Consider the following 16457-nt stretch of genomic DNA (forward strand, 5'->3'; position numbering starts at 1 on the left):
TGTGTTGTGACAATAAATTGAAACCCAAACTTATTTCACAACTGCAAATTTTTTCATCAAGCTTGTTTCAGCTACTTCCACTTTACAATAATAAATTCCTTTGCTCCATTCTTGGGTTTCAAATAGGATGTTGTTTGAAGTTATTTCGCTTTGCGCGATGAGCTTGCCTAATACATTATAAATTCGAATTGTTTTTTTAGTGGAAGGCAATTCGTTAACAATTCTAACTTGCACGAAATCTTTGGCAGGATTAGGAAATAAATTCAACACGGGACTATTTTTCAGGTCGAGCGATGCTAAACCGGTTACTTTTTGCTTCCCTTTGTAAAACGTTAAACCACCGGAATAATTCCCAAGCACCATATCCATATACCCATCACTATTTAGGTCGGAAAAGGCAAGTGCTAGTCGGTCACCTTCATTTATATCACTATACAATGTATCCTTAAGTGCAAAGGTTCCGTTCAAATTACCATCGATAGAGTCGTAATGATATATGTTACCATCCACATTGCCGGCATACAAATGATACGTACCTGATTCGTCCACCAACTTTGGTGAACAATAGCCAATAAAAGCACCGTATGGAGCAACACTAACATTTCCAAAATTGGTAGAGATTTGTGAAAAATTCACATTGCCAATCGTAGAAACATTTTGGTAATAACTTAATGTCCCGTTTCTAATCCCAATTAACAAATCAACTTTCCCATCTCTGTTCACATCCACCAATTGAGGAGCCGGAAACTGCCCAACAACAGTTAGTAAAGTAGCATTGGCCAATACAAAATTTGCTGTATTTCCGGCACCGGCAAGGTTTTCGAAATACAAAATGCTACCGGCATTATTATTCGTTCCAATTACCATATCCATATCGCCATCCCCATCCACATCTCCAAAATCGGGATTCAAATTAGACAAATTATAAACAGAAAGACCTGCATAATCACGGCTTACTAATTCAAATTGGGGTTGAATAGTGCTACCAATGTTTTTAAACAATGCCAGTTTACAAGAATAGCTTCCTCCTGCATTAAAATAGCCATAATTTCCTACTACTAAATCTTTTAAGCCATCGCCATTGTAATCAAAAAAAGCTGGATAAGCCCCCTCGCCTACTTCAATCATTTGATTTTGCATAAACGAACTGGTTTGATAAGAAAAGCTACAAGCTGCCGTGGTATCCACATCTTTGTAATACCAAGCACTGTTAAAATTCTCTGAAGAGTTTCCTGCGTTAGGAGCAGCTATCAAATCTTTTTGCCCATCATTGTTTACATCCAAATAAAATGCAGCCGGAAAAATGGTAATATCGATGGGCACATTAGCCGCCGGAAAAAAATTTTCTTGCGAAGATATACTGGCAGAAATACTATTACCTCCATTCGTTAATAAATTTAAGTCATTGGTGCTAACACCGCCTAATAACATATCATAGTCGTGATCGTTATCCATATCCAAAGCTAGTTCGGTTGAGCCTACATGAAGTGTTTTATCAATTAAAGTAGTATCGTAATAGGGGGTGCTTGGCGCCGGTTTACAGGCCACATGCAAGGTTACGGTATTTGTTGTATTTGCTAGAAAGCCTCCCCAACAACTGGCATCTAATTTAAAATCATTTAAGCTATCCGGAACACCATAATTTTCCATCGACATATTTCGGTGAAACTCAATTTCCGATCCGCTATTAATATCAAATGTCAGCACATCAATATCACCATCATAATCCACATCTACCAAGGCTGGAATATCTACCCGACTAACATACAAGCCTAAGTAATCATTAGGAGCGGCTGAATAATGGGATTTTACAATGTATTTATCTAAACGAAAAAACAAGCCTATTCCTGGACCAGAGATATTTGTAAATACTGAAAATCCACCTTGTGAATAGGTAAAAATATCTTCTTTGCCATCTCCGTTATAATCCACAAACAAAGCCCAATCCAGCAAATTTGGGAATTTTGAAATATATTTAGGTGCATAGCTATAATCAATGCTATCAGGCGTTCCGTTATTAATAAATGGTAGAATTTTATTTCCGGTTCTGTCAAAAACAACTAAATCTTTTAACCCATCAAAATTCAAATCGATGGTCGAAAATTGTCCATAATTTATTCCACCTGCCCAAGCATTTTTTAAAAAACTGCCATTTATTTTTACCGGAATGGAATCATTTTGTACCAATACAAGCTGAGCAAAACTTGTGTAAATACTCAACAGCATAATTAAATTTAGGAGAAATAACCGTTTCATAACAATTCATTTTTTGATGCTCAAATTTAGCAATAATAAATGGAGAAACAGTAGGTATGTGGCGAGAAGTGTACTGCAAAAGCGATGATGCTAATCACTAATACTTATTTCAATCAAACGATAAATAAAATGTTAAAATGGTCCCAGGCAAGTAAACACTTGGTCAGGGACACCATAAATTGCGTTGGATGCACTTATTCTAATCCAACCAATAACAAGGTGCCCTCTTCCTTTAATACAATTTCCTGTAGCTTGGAATCTTTTTGAATAGCGGCCTTGTAAAGCACTTCATTTTTTGAATTTTCAATTTTGGTAGCTACCATAATTTTCCAATCCGGATAAAAGCTCTCTATGGTTTCGTTAACAGCTTTAGGAAGTTCCGTTAATTGAATCTGTGTTTTGGTTTCAACCCACTGTGTGCTGTATGCATAGTTTACCCATACGTTCCTATCGTTCCATATAAACTCCGCAATCCATCCTTTTGGATTTTCTCTTTCCCAAGTCACATCTGTTGCACCCGGAAATCGTAGCTCAAATTGTTTTTGTATTGCTTCAGGTGCATTGCTTGCGTAAATAATACCAAACGCAAAAAACAATGAAAGCAGGAATAACTTTTTCATTAGGCAGTTCTATAAATACATCCCTTGTACAAAGATTACCAAAAAAAAGTTACAAATGCAAGTACTTTTTTATCCAAATTAATTGAGTGCTATTCGTAATTTTGACTTCTTTTAATGCTTATCTCAAAAAAAATGCAACTAATAATTAGACTTATTTAGTTGTTTAATTTGAAAATGAAATTTATGCTAAACGAACGCGAAGACAAATTAATACACACACTCCGAAAATCATTTTGGGACCTTAATAAAGAATTCGAATTAATTTCACCCGGTGATAAAATAATGGTATGCCTTTCGGGAGGTAAGGACAGTTATACCATGCTCGATATTTTGCTACATGTGCAAGTGGTGATGAAACATGAAATTGATATTATTGCTGTGAACCTCGACCAAAAACAACCCGACTTTCCGGAGCATATTTTGCCCGAATACTTAAGTGCGTTAAACGTAAATTTTGAAGTCGTTGAACGTGATACCTATTCGATTGTAACTGAAAAAATTCAAGCCGGTAAAACGATGTGTAGTCTATGCTCTAGGCTTCGAAGAGGCATTCTTTATGATACAGCTTCCCGCTTGGGCGTGACAAAAATTGCCTTAGGACATCATCGTGAAGATATATTAGAAACCTTTTTTCTAAATTTATTTTTTAGCGGTAAGTTGGAAGCTATGCCTGCAAAATTCCGAACAGATGATGACAGGCATACGGTTATACGCCCGCTTGCTTATGCTAAGGAAAAGGACATTACTACTTATGCAGCGCAACGCAATTTTCCCATTATACCCTGCAATTTATGCGGCTCACAAGAAAATATGCAACGTAAAATAATTAAACAACTGATGACAGATTGGGAGGAAAAATATCCTAATCGAAAGGAAATAATTTACAATGCACTTAAAAACATACATCCCTCCCACTTATACGACAGCAATTTATTTGATTTTAAAAATTTAGTACTGCAGGATTAAGTTAGTTATAGGTCTGAATTTTTTATAGCATTAATCTGCTGTTTAAGCAATGCACGTATTCGGCTGGGGCCCGATGTATGCTTTTGTTTTTTGAAGTACTCAAATAGCTTAATAATTTCAGTTTGAGCTAAACCTGCTTGCGTTAGCTGTTGAAAGGAAAGTGAAAAAATACCTTCGCTTGCAAGCATCAATCCCATTATTAATGCTTCCTTAGCACTTAAATCAATATCCAAGTAAAATAAAGCATCACCTCCGCTTGCATATCTAATTTGTTCTTTAAAATTACTTAGTTCTATTGCAGCTGCTCCATGCTGGTACTTTGCTTCAGGATAAACTTGCAACTCAGCCAATTTATAACCAAAGGTATATAGGTAGCTTGCCAATTCATGAAAAAGCGACTGACCTTTGTAAACAGAGACAAATGCCACCTCGCATTTTATTAATTTAATCCTCCTTTCCTTTAAAAGTTGCTTAGCACCTTGTAAAATCATCAATTCAGTGCCCTGCGTATCCAATTTTAAAAAATCAATTGCAGTTGTCTTTTCTTGAACAGCCAGCTCATCTAAGGTTTGGGTTTTAATACTCGACCTACTTGTAAGTTTCAACTGATTCAACCATTCCTTAGAATTGTTCATCAGTCCAAAATGTGCCAAAAATAAAGCCTCATCAACTTCAAGCATTGATGACATCGAAGGATGCGCGCATTCAAAAAAATTAAAGGTTCCTGAAGAACTATATAAACCGAATGGAAAGAATTTTTCAGATAAAAACTTAACAGATGGCTTTTGTATGGTAACTGCTGGATCAAAGCCAATAAAATGAATATTATCATGCAAGCCGCGAAGGTCGGTAAAACCATTTCTGCAACCGGCATCCACCACAGTAAAACTTGGGCCTTCCTTTACAAATTCAAGAGCCGACTTAGTCATTTACATTAATATTCTACCCGAAGATATTTATGATTAATCGCACAACACCTTACTTAACCAGCGAAATTATTGGCTTCCCGGTACATCCATTTGGAAATTGAATGTTCATAAATTGGGCTAAGGTTGGTGCAATATCAGTAATGTCAATAGCTTCAGATGTACTACCGGGTTTAATTTCATTTCCATAAAAAATCAAAGGCACATGCGTATCGTAGGAATAAGGCGAGCCATGGGTGGTTCCGGTTCGCGTAAATTCAATCCATGCCGGTTGATAATTTACTAATACATCGCCCGAGCGACTTGGATTGTAGCCATTTTGCATGCGCATGCGCACACCTGATGTAAATTCAGAGTTTAATAAGGTTGTTGCACTTATTGTATTGGCTATGCCCCTGAACCGCATAAGAAACTGAGCTGCCTCGTTTTGGACTTTTTCTAAATCCAATTTTCTTGATTCAATCAAATTTCGATTTAAAAAAATCTGTTCATTACTATAAGATACTACTAAAGAATCCCCAAATATTTTAGTCAAATATTTTTTCAACGAATCAATGGGATGCTCCGAATCAAAATAACCCGACGAAATATTCATATCACCTAAATAAGCCGGATTTTCAACACCTGCGTGATCAGCAGTTAAAAACACCAACACATTATTCTTACCAATATAGCCATCAATAAATTGAAGCAACTCGGCAATATCCTTATCTAAGCGCAAATAGGTGTCTTGCACTTCCATCGAATTTGGCCCAAATTGATGCCCCACATAATCAGTTGATGAAAAACTAATGGCTAAAAAATCGGTCACATTACCCTTGCCCAAATTTTCAGATTTTAATGTTTCGATGGCAAAATCCTTTGTTATAGAATTCCCAAAAGGGCAAGCTTTGATCAACCCTAAACCTCCATTATCCTTCATTAATTCGGGTAAATTATGCGGAAAAATTGGTTTAATTTCCGATTTAAACAAGCCTTCGTATTTGTTATCGTCAGCAAGGCTTTGAGTATATTTTTCAGGGCCTAGCATAAGGTTCCAAGGAGTACTGAGGTACTGTTTAGCCAATTCCTTTTTGTTGAAATTTTTTACCCATTCAGGCAATTCTTTCATATAGTAGCTGCTGCTTATAAAACTTCCGTTAGTACCGTCAAACCAATAGGCAGCGTTTGCCAAATGCCCCGCCGGTAATATGGCACCTCTGTCTTTCAAGGCAATTCCAATAACCCGTGATTTTTTATTATTGGATAAACGAAGTTCATCACAAATGCTGGTGCTTAATAAATTATGAGGCGACATTTGTCCGGCTGTGGTTGCACTACCAACAGTTTTATAGGAATTATCAGCGGTGCAATACACATCACTTTTGCTGTTTCTATCGTACCAATTGTTGCCAATGATGCCGTGTGTAGAAGGTGTAGAACCTGCATAAATACTGGCATGACCCGGTGCGGTGTAGGTAGGCACATAATTATAATTTGTATTTCTACAAAAATAGCCCTCATTCACCAATCGCTTGATTCCCTGCTCACCAAAAGAATCCCAGTACCTGTAAATGTAATCGTAACGCATTTGGTCAACCACAATTCCAATAACCAATTTAGGGCTTTTTTTAGCTTGTGAAAAAGCAGCTAGATTCAATCCAACAATCAATCCCAAAACACAAAACTTACATTTATAATTCATACCTTATTGATTTTTTAAAATAAAATAAATCACCCCAAAACACGCAATCACACTAATAAAAATATTTGCGAGCACATAATAATAGTTGCCGCATTTAATTAACTCAACGGTTTCAAAACTAAAGGATGAAAAAGTGCTAAAGCCTCCGCAAAATCCCACAATTACTAATAAGCGTAAAGTTGGTTGTAATGAAATTTTATCACTCAATAGTGCAACAGTTAAGGCCAAAAGTGCGCAACTCAAAAAATTTGAAAGTAAGGTAGCAATAGGAAAAGTTGTGTTAAACTGTTGTTTCACGAATTCCGAAATTCCATATCTCGCAAGGCTTCCAAAACCTCCACCAATAAAAATAGCTGCAATATTATACATAGGCAATTTTATCCTTACTGTAAAAATACAATTTTGAAACCAACCAAGCAGTGCTTACACCAACCACTGCACCAACTGCCACATCTGAAGGATAATGCTGCCCCAAATAAATGCGGCTGTATGCTACTAGAACTGACCAAACAAATAAAAATGAAATCCATTTGATTTGTTTAGAAAGTAAAATCACAAGGAATGTGCTTAATGCAAACGTGTTCGCTGCATGTGATGAAATAAAACCATACATACCTCCACAGTCGTCCACTAGGTGGAGTTGTGGTGCAAGAACTGAATTGTGACATGGACGATACCGCAAAAAAACATTTTTAAAAAAATGCAAACAAATCTGGTCCGTCAGCGCAATCGTAAGTGCTATAAAAACTAGAATCAACCAAGTGCTTTTACCTTGTTTTTTAATTACAAAAAAAAGTAACAGTAAATAAAAAGGAATCCAAAAGTATTTCTTACTGGCGTAGTGCATACAACTATCTAGAAACGAAGTATGCAATCCATTAATGGCTAACAGCAATTGAGCATCCGCATCTTTTAAAAATTCAACAATACTCAATAACAGCATCGACCTTAGTTCTCCTTTAAAAAAATATATCCGCCTTTTGTTGCTCCCCAAACTTGCTTACCTTCACCATCAAATCCTTGATCCCAGCTGATTAATCTATCTTTTAGAATAGTTACCTTGCTGGATGCATACTTTGCTCCTCTTAAATCACTTTCACAATCCTTTTCATTCGTGCTTCCATCAAAAGTATGCTTATCTTTTTTAGTCAAATAAACTGCACAACCTTTTCGAGTTTCGAGTGAATCAGGCGTTAATGCTCCGGGATCTGCTTCTAATTTCCAGTTGCCTACGAATCGAAGTGGTTTGGCAAATGTATAAACAGCGCTCTCAAAAGTTTTATTTTCTTTCTGTGTTACATGATAAATCCTTTGCCGGTAAGGCTTATCTTGTGCGGTAGAAACTGCCTGTTCCACATAAAACCAAACACCATCCGTATTCGATTTCCAAATCCGTTTGATGTGTAAGCGGATGTCAAAAAAGTCGCTGTCTTGCTGCGCCTGCAAAGCGCTGCTGAACGATCCCTCCATCCAGGAAACCAATTTTTTAAAATCGGCACTCTGCGCAACACAAGTAGGATTTTGATAAATAAAAAACAGGAAAAATATAATTGTAATCGATTTTTTCATGTGTGTGTTTCTTTTTAGTTAAGGGGTTTGAGCATCATTCACAAAAGCGATTTTATCTCCTTTAGTAGAAATGCTGATTCGTTTAATGTTGCTCACTCCATATTTTTTAAAATCAGCTATCTCTTTCCAATCCTTAGATTTAGATGCATTAAAAAAATATAATTTACTCCCAGAGCCCATTATAAAATCATTTTCTTGCGTGAGTGCAAAATCTTCACTTCCTGTTAAACAGGCAATTATCTTTTTTTCTTTTCCGGATGAAATATCCAATTGAATAATCCAACGCACACTATCTAGGAGTTGGGTATAATAAAGTTCGTGTGTCGATTTAGTTTGAATACTTCGACCAATATTAGTAGCCAGCATCTTTTCGCTGCAAGTATTTGTGTTGGCCATCCATAAAGTAGGTATTGAGGTCACTTTAAAAAATGCAAGTGTACTGTCATTTACCCAATTGTAATAGCCTATACTGTCCATTTTTTTGCAGCGCAAAAGCGGTCCTTCTTTTAAACCGTATTTCCAAAATAATTGAGCAGAATCTTGCTCCACTCGAACCACCGAAAAGCCATTTTCATCGGGATCAATTTTGGGTGAATATTCACTCTCTATTGTTTTAGTAATTTGAGTGGTGGACTTTTTTGTGCACAAATAACTGTAAATATCGGCTTGCCCATCCGCTTTAACCGCGACATATAATACAGCAGTATCACTTTTAGAAAAGCTAGGTTGATTGTCATAGCCTTCACGATTTGTAATATTTATAGGAGTACCAATTGTTTTTGAAGCACCCTTTAAGTTACAAGTTGCAAGGAAAATATCAGTGCCAACAGGAAGTTGAGCAAGTATCCTTGAGAAAAGGAAAATAGGAAACAAGATAAAATAAAATTTCATACCATGACTACTTTCTGCGCAAACAAGCTTTAAGTTTTATAAAATAAAGCCCTGTTACGATGTATTAGTGGTGTGAAATTATTAATTTATTTGAAATAGTTTGTTGTGGTGTAATTAAGCGCACAAAATATATTCCTTCCGCATAGTTTTCCACATTTACAAGGATTTTGTTCCGTCCGGATTGAAAAGTTTGTGCTTTCATTTGATCAAGCACCCTTCCTGAAACATCTCTAACTTCAATTCTAACAAGGCTAGAACTTTGCAAGTTAAACACTATTGATGCTTCCTGATCTGCAGGATTAGGATAACAATTCAAACTTGCATTTAAAGCATCCGATTCTAGTATTCCCACCAAGGAAACATTGGTGTCAAAATAAGCAACGCCCTCCACACTAATCCCTCCCGAAATCCACACAATATTGGTGCGTGCTGTAAGCGGATTTATGGAAAGGTGCGGTTTTGCATCTTCAATGCTAGTTGTAGCATCGTTGTATTGGTCTAATAAATTAGGCCAGGAATTTGAATTTGTAAAATTCACATCCTTATAAGTCAAGGGCATTTTTCCGGTAGCAGAATCCCAATACGTTGCTAAAAAGGAATTATTAATAAAATCATAAATAATGTTGGGTTGCTTTGCATTACCGGTAGTTAGTACATTAAAACGATCCCAATAATCGCCCTTCGAATTTTTATTTACAAAACCCAACACATCATGGTTAGACCCAAGTCCGTTGAAATCGCGTTCGAGCATAATTACGGTTGTTAAATCCGAACTGTCGTTATCAAAATTACTTATTTGACAGGCAATGGAAGGCACCGAACAAACATTTTTTGTAGCACCTACTAATTTATCCACTTCAAAAGGGGTTGTAAAAGGACTCCCCGGAAAATCGGTGTTGTGACAGGTTCTGATACCTCCTATTTGGGTATTAATTCCATCCTTCTTTTCATAGGCAATAAAATACTTGCCGTTGGGTTGTGACAAGCTCTTTCCATAGGCAATAGCAACTTTTCCAAAGTACTTATCAGTTGTATCCACTACTTGACGGTTAAATGTATTTCCACCATCGGTTGAGTAAAGAAAAACAAGAGAATCATATGGATTGCTTCGAAATGTAAACAGTGCCCCAATTGTATATGGATTACCCACCACCGATGGATTAAGAAAATCGGTTTCCATGGCCACATCAACAACAGGATAAGAATAACTTATAGGTTCAGTATAACTATTGGCTAATAATGCTCCGCTATTTCCATCGTATTTCTTAATAAACAAAGTGTATTTGCCAATCGTCAAATTATGATCGGCACTAATTAAATAAATTACCATACTGGCTGAATCGTTGCCACAAACTATTAAATCCAATCCACTAATAAAGCGTGAATTGGTGTAAGTTACGTTGCACACATTTTTCCACGATTGCCCATTGTCTTTCGAACGCTTGACTTTTATTCCAGCATTAGCAGTACCATTAGCACGAATATAGGCAGTAAAAATCCAACCATTTTTTGCCGTTGCAATATGAACCTCTGTTTGAGTATCCACATTAGATGGATCCAAAATTTTATCTGTACCTACTATTTTTTGTGGCGCATAAGGCACAATAGTTTCACCAAAAGTAAGAATCGTACAAAAAACAAAATAAATAAAAATGAACTGTCGAACGAGTGTATTATTTTTTTGAATCATGTTAAAACCTTTTTTTTAAGCACAAATTTTAAACCAAGTGCTGTTTGTACGATTTATTTCCTGCCTAGTTCGTTTTAACCTACAAATCTTATTAACAACAATACCTTGATTGCTTAATCATTGCAAAGTTAGGAATAATCACAATTAGAATGTGATATAAAACAAATAAGCTCCCTGATACAAATCAGGGAGCTTATTTCGCTCTTTTTAAGGAAAAATGTATTATGCTTTTTTCACATTCACAGCATTTAGTCCTTTCTTGCCTTCAGCTACTTCAAAAGTAACATTATCTTCTTCACGAATCTGGTCGATTAAACCCGAAGCATGAACAAAAATTTCCTGATCAGAATCATCTGCTTTAATAAAACCAAAACCTTTGGTCACATTAAAAAATTTTACTTTACCTGTTTTCATAATTGTAATATAAATAATAATTAATTTACACAAAGATATAAAAATGGTTGAGACACAAAATTTTGTGTCTCAACTCTTTATTTTTTATCTTCTTTTACTTCTTCAAAGTCAACATCTGTTGCTTCAGCGGTACTTCCTGCACCAGCATCACCTGTTTGACTTGCATCAGGCGCTCCTTGCGGCGCTCCTTGTGTAGCTTTGTACATTTCTTCAGAAGCAGCAGTCCAAGCCGTGTTTAGTTTTTCCATTGCAGCATCCACAGCCGTAACTTCTTTTGAAGCATGCGCAGCTTTTAATTCTGTGAGTCCGGCTTCAATCGGAGCCTTTTTATCGGCCGGTAATTTATCTCCGTATTCCTTTAATTGTTTTTCTGTTTGGAAAATTAAGGAATCGGCCTGATTTAATTTGTCAATTGATTCTTTTGCCTTGCGATCCGATTCAGCATTTGCTTCTGCTTCATCTTTCATTCGCTTAATTTCAGCATCACTCAAGCCGCTTGATGCCTCAATACGTATGTTTTGAGATTTTCCGGTGGCTTTATCTTTTGCAGTTACATGCAATATACCATTCGCATCAATATCAAAAATCACTTCAATTTGTGGCACTCCGCGCTGAGCCGGTGGTATGCCATCCAAATGGAAACGTCCAATTGTACGGTTTTGATTGGCCATTGGTCGCTCACCTTGCAGGATATGAATTTCTACCGAAGGTTGGTTATCACTAGCTGTAGAGAAAGTTTCCGATTTTTTTGTTGGAATGGTGGTATTGGCTTCAATTAATTTAGTCATAACTCCACCCATTGTTTCAATACCCAATGAAAGTGGTGTAACATCTAACAATAACACATCCTTTACTTCACCTGTTAACACTCCACCTTGAATGGCTGCACCTAATGCAACTACTTCATCCGGATTCACTCCTTTAGATGGCGCTTTACCAAAGAATTTTTGTACTGCATCCTGTATGGCAGGGATACGTGTTGAACCACCTACCAAAATTACTTCATCGATATCACCAATTCCGTAACCTGCATTTTTCAATGCTTTTTCACAAGGAGCAATGGTTCTTTTTATTAAATCATCCGCCAAAGCTTCAAATTTAGCACGACTCAATTGACGCACCAAGTGTTTTGGAATACCATCAACAGGCATAATGTAAGGCAAGTTAATTTCGGTGCTTGCTGAACTCGACAATTCAATTTTTGCCTTTTCTGCAGCCTCTTTTAAGCGTTGCAATGCCATTGGATCTTTACGCAAATCGATGCGCTCATCATTCAAAAATTCTTGAGCCAACCAATCAATAATCACTTGGTCAAAATCATCTCCACCTAAGTGTGTATCTCCATCGGTTGATTTAACTTCAAAAACACCATCTCCTAATTCCAATACCGAAACGTCATGTGTTCCACCACCGCAGTCGAACACAACAATTTTCATGTCCTTGTTCTTTTTATCTAAGCCATAAGCTAGGGCTGCTGCGGTAGGCTCGTTAATAATTCGTTTCACATTTAATCCGGCAATTTCTCCGGCTTCTTTGGTGGCCTGACGTTGTGCATCATTAAAGTAGGCAGGTACTGTAATTACAGCATCCTTAACTTCCATACCCAAATAATCCTCAGCTGTTTTTTTCATTTTTTGCAAAACGATTGCCGAAATTTCTTGGGCGGTGTATTGACGACCGTCAATGTTTACGCGAGGCGTGTTGTTTTCCCCTTTTGTAACTTCGTAAGGAACTCGCTTAATTTCGGCTTGTACTTTATCATAGGTTTCACCCATGAAGCGCTTAATTGAATAAATTGTCTTTCTAGGGTTGGTAATGGCTTGACGCTTTGCAGGGTCACCCACTTTACGTTCTCCGTTTTCAATAAATGCTACAATCGAAGGCGTTGTTCGCTTTCCTTCACTGTTTGCAATTACAACCGGTTCATTCCCTTCCATTACGGAAACACATGAATTGGTTGTTCCTAAGTCAATTCCTATAATTTTACTCATTTTGTTTGTTTATTAATTGTTTTTTTTGAACTGTTTTCCTTAAGTCAATAGTAATGCCATTGAACTAGAATGCTAGAAATGACGAAAATATGACAGTAAAGAAGTGACGAGGCTAGTAAAAAGAGAAATACGTATGCCAAAAAGACACAAATTTACTTTAAACCTAAATGAGTGCGAGCTTTTAGCCGTTTTCTGTAATGATTATTGATAATCAAAACCAAGTTGAGAGGTGTATTTTCCGCTTTTTAATTCGGTGAGATTCGAATTGGTGGCATCACAGAGTTTAGGACCACTCGGAGATGTGCCACAAAACAGGCGAATAGTTTTGTAATTGGTACGTGTTGAAAATAATCCAAGTCCATTTGTTATATTCGTGTAAGTTGGCTTTTCTTGGTTAAAGTCGCCGGATGGTGAATTAATATTCATATAATTATATAGCTCATCACTGCCAACTGAGATGGTAAATTCAAAACTACTGGCTACGCGCTTTACATTTCCATTAACCGGAATTTGTGATGCTATATATTGATAAAATCCCTGCCCGCTTAACTTTTGTTGCAAGACTTCTCCTCCAGATATTGCGTTTGACAATACTGCTGATTGAAGCCAATCAACATACTTAGTCTCTACAATGCCGGTGGTAACATCCTTCTCAGTATAAAAAAACCGAACATTGGTTTGAAAAGTTCTTGCATTGGGTTTTGAGGCCCAAGTAATAATAGGATCCGCATACGTACCATTGGTAACAGGTGTGGAAGGTGCCGTGCAAAAAGAAACGAAGTATGAATTATTGCCTATTTTAGTGTATTTAACTGTTTCCAAAACTGGTGTAGTAGCAGTACATACATTTCCACTTTTTAAATTAGTAACTTCTAACTTATATGTTTTACTGGAATCAAGTTTTTCGTAAGTAACATAAACGATGTTTTTTTGCGTTGTAAAGTCACCCGGTTTTTTAGATGGAAGCAATGAATCGTGCAATACCAAAGTTTTTTCAGCTATTCCATTCTTTAATTGATACATTTTTACCGATAAATCCGCCGGATTATAATTAATGGAATCAGGATTTTGAGCAAACTGATTAGCATCCCCCTCACCTAAAAATGCCTTGTTAATTTTTATCATTTGCACGGACTGGTTAATATCCAGCAATCCATATATTACGGTTGTTTCTTTCCAAGGTGCATTTATTTCAAAATCAGTTTTGCATCCAAAAAACAAGGTGGTTATAAAAACAAAAAGGACAAATAATTTTTTCATGGGATGTAAAAAGCTACTAAAATTAAGGACTGCAAAAATATAAATTTTATACGGATAAAAAATTAATGTTTAGTTTTGCTTCACTACAAACAAAAAGTCTATGTCAGTAAACAAAGAAGTTAAGCGCATCACCACCAATACACTTCAGGAAATGAAGCGAAAAGGAGAAAAAATCTCTATGCTTACTGCCTACGATTACTCCTTGGCTAAAATAGTGGATAGCGCCGGTATTGATGTGATTTTGGTGGGAGATTCAGCCAGTAATGTAATGGCAGGTCATGAAACTACACTTCCCATAACGCTTAATGATATGATTTATCACGCCTCTTCTGTGATTCGTGCGGTAGAGCGTGCTTTAGTTGTTGTAGATCTTCCCTTCGGGTCCTATCAAGGCAACTCAAAAGAAGCCCTGCACTCCTCCATACGCATCATGAAAGAATCGGGTGCTCATGCAGTAAAATTGGAAGGTGGAAAAGAAGTGAAGGAATCGATTGAGCGTATTCTTACTGCCGGTATTCCGGTGATGGGTCACTTGGGTTTAACCCCACAATCGATTTATAAATTTGGTACCTATACCGTTAGAGCAAAGGAAAAAATTGAAGCCCAGCGCTTAATTGAAGATGCTTGCTTGTTAGAAGAAACCGGTTGTTTTGCAATTGTTCTCGAAAAAATTCCTGCAAAACTTGCTGCCGAAGTGGCAAAAAAAGTACATATCCCCATCATCGGAATTGGCGCCGGTAATGGTGTTGACGGCCAAGTACTCGTTTTACACGACATGCTAGGAATTAACAATGACTTTAGTCCGCGTTTTTTAAGAAGATATGCCAATCTTTACGACGAAATAAAAGGCGCAGTGGGCAATTATATTAAAGATGTGAAAGCCAAGGATTTTCCGAATTCAAATGAACAATATTAATTTTTGAGCGACCGGCAATGGCTTTCAGTGTGTGCAATTCGCAATAATTCTTAGCTTTGCCGCACTAAAAATTTGGGTATGACAAAATTATCTGCACGGCACAACAATATTACCGAACCACAAACTTTAGCTATGGCCCGAATTAGTCGGGAATTGCAAGCCAATGGAATTGATGTAATCAGCCTAAGCATAGGAGAACCCGACTTCGATACACCTGATTTTATTAAGGAAGCTGCAAAAAAAGCAATCGACGATAATTTTTCGCATTATACTCCTGTACCGGGATACCTGGATGTGCGTCAGGCAATTTGTACTAAATTTAAACGTGACAACAATTTAACTTACACGCCCGATGAAATTGTGGTTTCAACCGGAGCAAAACAATCCATTGCCAATGTTATTTTGGCCTTGGTGGATAAAGACGATGAAGTAATTATCCCAACACCTTACTGGGTAAGCTATAGCGAACAAGTGAAATTGGCCGATGGCAAAGTGGTTTTTATTCCTTCTACCGTAGAAAGCAATTTTAAGATTAGCGCTGAACAATTGGAAAAAGCCATTAGCCCAAAAACCAAATTGATGATTTTCAGCACCCCTTGCAACCCAAGTGGAACCGTGTATACCAAAGCTGAGTTAGAAAAATTTGCGCAAGTAATTGCTGCGCATCCCAACATGTATGTTATTTCAGATGAAATATACGAACACATTAATTTTATTGGCAAACACGAAAGTTTAGCCCAATTCGAAAACGTGCGAAACCAAGTAATTACCGTTAATGGAGTGAGTAAAGGATATGCAATGACAGGTTGGAGAATAGGGTACATTGGAGCTCCAAAATGGATTGCAAAAGCCTGCGAAAAAATGCAAGGCCAGTTTACCTCAGGAACTTCTTCTATTGCTCAAAAGGCAGCAATGGCAGCTGTTTTAGCCGACCCAAAAGTAACGCACGAGATGTGTGAAGCCTTTAAAAAACGCCGCGATTTAGTGATGCGCTTGCTAAAAGAAATTCCGGGTGTTAAAGCAAATGTGCCCGATGGTGCTTTTTATGTTTTTCCTGACATTAGTTTTTATTTTGGTAAAAGGGATGGCGATATGGTAATTCAAAACTCTTACGACCTAAGTATGTATTTATTGCACAAAGCAAACGTAGCGCTGGTTTCGGGCGATGCATTTGGCGATGATAATTGCATACGTTTTTCGTATGCTACATCCGAAGATAAACTAACCGAAGCCTTGAAAAGAGTAAAAAATGCATTAGCCTTGCTCAACTAGTA

At 37.0% G+C, this 16457-nt stretch carries 15 protein-coding genes; 3 read left to right on the forward strand and 12 right to left on the reverse strand.

What is annotated here, in order from left to right; all coding sequences use genetic code 11:
* Positions 1–30: 30 nt before the first annotated feature.
* Both IPP32_09840 and IPP32_09845 read right to left on the reverse strand, forming a co-directional pair.
* The gene (locus IPP32_09840; GenBank protein MBL0048380.1) at positions 31–2256 is read right to left on the reverse strand and encodes a T9SS type A sorting domain-containing protein; all 2226 of its coding nucleotides are present in this window, start codon (positions 2254–2256) and stop codon (positions 31–33) included.
* Positions 2257–2450: 194 nt separating this feature from the next.
* Positions 2451–2876, reverse strand: coding sequence for a hypothetical protein (locus IPP32_09845; GenBank protein MBL0048381.1), 426 nt, complete (start codon positions 2874–2876; stop codon positions 2451–2453).
* A gap of 174 nt (positions 2877–3050) precedes the next feature.
* Between IPP32_09845 and ttcA the strand changes: the two genes are divergently transcribed.
* The gene (gene ttcA, locus IPP32_09850) at positions 3051–3842 is read left to right on the forward strand and encodes a tRNA 2-thiocytidine(32) synthetase TtcA (protein MBL0048382.1); all 792 of its coding nucleotides are present in this window, start codon (positions 3051–3053) and stop codon (positions 3840–3842) included.
* A gap of 5 nt (positions 3843–3847) precedes the next feature.
* Here ttcA and IPP32_09855 read toward each other — a convergent pair whose 3' ends face one another.
* The 10 genes from IPP32_09855 to IPP32_09900 form a co-directional block, all read right to left on the reverse strand.
* Positions 3848–4771 (reverse strand): FkbM family methyltransferase, encoded by a 924-nt coding sequence (locus IPP32_09855; GenBank protein MBL0048383.1) that lies wholly within the window; start codon positions 4769–4771, stop codon positions 3848–3850.
* A gap of 49 nt (positions 4772–4820) precedes the next feature.
* A complete protein-coding gene (locus IPP32_09860) occupies positions 4821–6452 on the reverse strand; it encodes an alkaline phosphatase family protein (GenBank protein MBL0048384.1) in 1632 nt (543 codons plus the stop codon).
* A gap of 3 nt (positions 6453–6455) precedes the next feature.
* On the reverse strand, positions 6456–6821 hold the full coding sequence (gene crcB / locus IPP32_09865) for a fluoride efflux transporter CrcB (protein ID MBL0048385.1): 366 nt from the start codon (positions 6819–6821) through the stop codon (positions 6456–6458).
* The gene (locus IPP32_09870; GenBank protein ID MBL0048386.1) at positions 6814–7395 is read right to left on the reverse strand and encodes a phosphatase PAP2 family protein; all 582 of its coding nucleotides are present in this window, start codon (positions 7393–7395) and stop codon (positions 6814–6816) included. Before IPP32_09870 ends, crcB begins: the two co-directional genes overlap by 8 nt.
* 5 nt (positions 7396–7400) lie before the next feature.
* The gene (locus IPP32_09875) at positions 7401–8021 is read right to left on the reverse strand and encodes a chromophore lyase CpcT/CpeT (GenBank protein ID MBL0048387.1); all 621 of its coding nucleotides are present in this window, start codon (positions 8019–8021) and stop codon (positions 7401–7403) included.
* Positions 8022–8039: 18 nt separating this feature from the next.
* Positions 8040–8912 carry a hypothetical protein gene (locus IPP32_09880; protein MBL0048388.1) on the reverse strand — a complete coding sequence of 291 codons (873 nt, stop codon included), beginning with the start codon at positions 8910–8912 and terminating at the stop codon, positions 8040–8042.
* 64 nt (positions 8913–8976) lie between these two features.
* Complete coding sequence (locus IPP32_09885) at positions 8977–10602, reverse strand: T9SS type A sorting domain-containing protein (GenBank protein MBL0048389.1); 1626 nt, start codon at positions 10600–10602, stop codon at positions 8977–8979.
* 222 nt (positions 10603–10824) lie between these two features.
* Positions 10825–11016 carry a cold shock domain-containing protein gene (locus tag IPP32_09890; GenBank protein ID MBL0048390.1) on the reverse strand — a complete coding sequence of 64 codons (192 nt, stop codon included), beginning with the start codon at positions 11014–11016 and terminating at the stop codon, positions 10825–10827.
* A gap of 77 nt (positions 11017–11093) precedes the next feature.
* Entirely contained in the window at positions 11094–13007 is a 1914-nt protein-coding gene (dnaK, locus tag IPP32_09895; protein ID MBL0048391.1) for a molecular chaperone DnaK, read from the reverse strand.
* A gap of 201 nt (positions 13008–13208) precedes the next feature.
* Positions 13209–14267, reverse strand: coding sequence for a DUF4249 family protein (locus IPP32_09900; protein ID MBL0048392.1), 1059 nt, complete (start codon positions 14265–14267; stop codon positions 13209–13211).
* 100 nt (positions 14268–14367) lie between these two features.
* Here IPP32_09900 and panB point away from each other — a divergent pair, with 100 nt between their 5' ends.
* Both panB and IPP32_09910 read left to right on the forward strand, forming a co-directional pair.
* Positions 14368–15183, forward strand: a complete 816-nt coding sequence (gene panB, locus IPP32_09905; GenBank protein ID MBL0048393.1) for a 3-methyl-2-oxobutanoate hydroxymethyltransferase — start codon at positions 14368–14370, stop codon at positions 15181–15183.
* 78 nt (positions 15184–15261) lie between these two features.
* Positions 15262–16455 (forward strand): pyridoxal phosphate-dependent aminotransferase, encoded by a 1194-nt coding sequence (locus IPP32_09910; GenBank protein ID MBL0048394.1) that lies wholly within the window; start codon positions 15262–15264, stop codon positions 16453–16455.
* Positions 16456–16457: the final 2 nt, after the last annotated feature.

Source organism: Bacteroidota bacterium, from assembly GCA_016721765.1.
GTDB lineage: Bacteria > Bacteroidota > Bacteroidia > UBA4408 > UBA4408 > UBA4408.

Coding starts and splice junctions, on each gene's coding strand:
- IPP32_09840 (MBL0048380.1), bottom strand. CDS start 2,256: ATGAAACGGTTATTTCTCCTAAATTTAATTATGCTGTTGAGTATTTAC.
- IPP32_09845 (MBL0048381.1), bottom strand. CDS start 2,876: ATGAAAAAGTTATTCCTGCTTTCATTGTTTTTTGCGTTTGGTATTATT.
- ttcA (MBL0048382.1), top strand. CDS start 3,051: ATGAAATTTATGCTAAACGAACGCGAAGACAAATTAATACACACACTC.
- IPP32_09855 (MBL0048383.1), bottom strand. CDS start 4,771: ATGACTAAGTCGGCTCTTGAATTTGTAAAGGAAGGCCCAAGTTTTACT.
- IPP32_09860 (MBL0048384.1), bottom strand. CDS start 6,452: ATGAATTATAAATGTAAGTTTTGTGTTTTGGGATTGATTGTTGGATTG.
- crcB (MBL0048385.1), bottom strand. CDS start 6,821: ATGTATAATATTGCAGCTATTTTTATTGGTGGAGGTTTTGGAAGCCTT.
- IPP32_09870 (MBL0048386.1), bottom strand. CDS start 7,395: ATGCTGTTATTGAGTATTGTTGAATTTTTAAAAGATGCGGATGCTCAA.
- IPP32_09875 (MBL0048387.1), bottom strand. CDS start 8,021: ATGAAAAAATCGATTACAATTATATTTTTCCTGTTTTTTATTTATCAA.
- IPP32_09880 (MBL0048388.1), bottom strand. CDS start 8,912: ATGAAATTTTATTTTATCTTGTTTCCTATTTTCCTTTTCTCAAGGATA.
- IPP32_09885 (MBL0048389.1), bottom strand. CDS start 10,602: ATGATTCAAAAAAATAATACACTCGTTCGACAGTTCATTTTTATTTAT.
- IPP32_09890 (MBL0048390.1), bottom strand. CDS start 11,016: ATGAAAACAGGTAAAGTAAAATTTTTTAATGTGACCAAAGGTTTTGGT.
- dnaK (MBL0048391.1), bottom strand. CDS start 13,007: ATGAGTAAAATTATAGGAATTGACTTAGGAACAACCAATTCATGTGTT.
- IPP32_09900 (MBL0048392.1), bottom strand. CDS start 14,267: ATGAAAAAATTATTTGTCCTTTTTGTTTTTATAACCACCTTGTTTTTT.
- panB (MBL0048393.1), top strand. CDS start 14,368: ATGTCAGTAAACAAAGAAGTTAAGCGCATCACCACCAATACACTTCAG.
- IPP32_09910 (MBL0048394.1), top strand. CDS start 15,262: ATGACAAAATTATCTGCACGGCACAACAATATTACCGAACCACAAACT.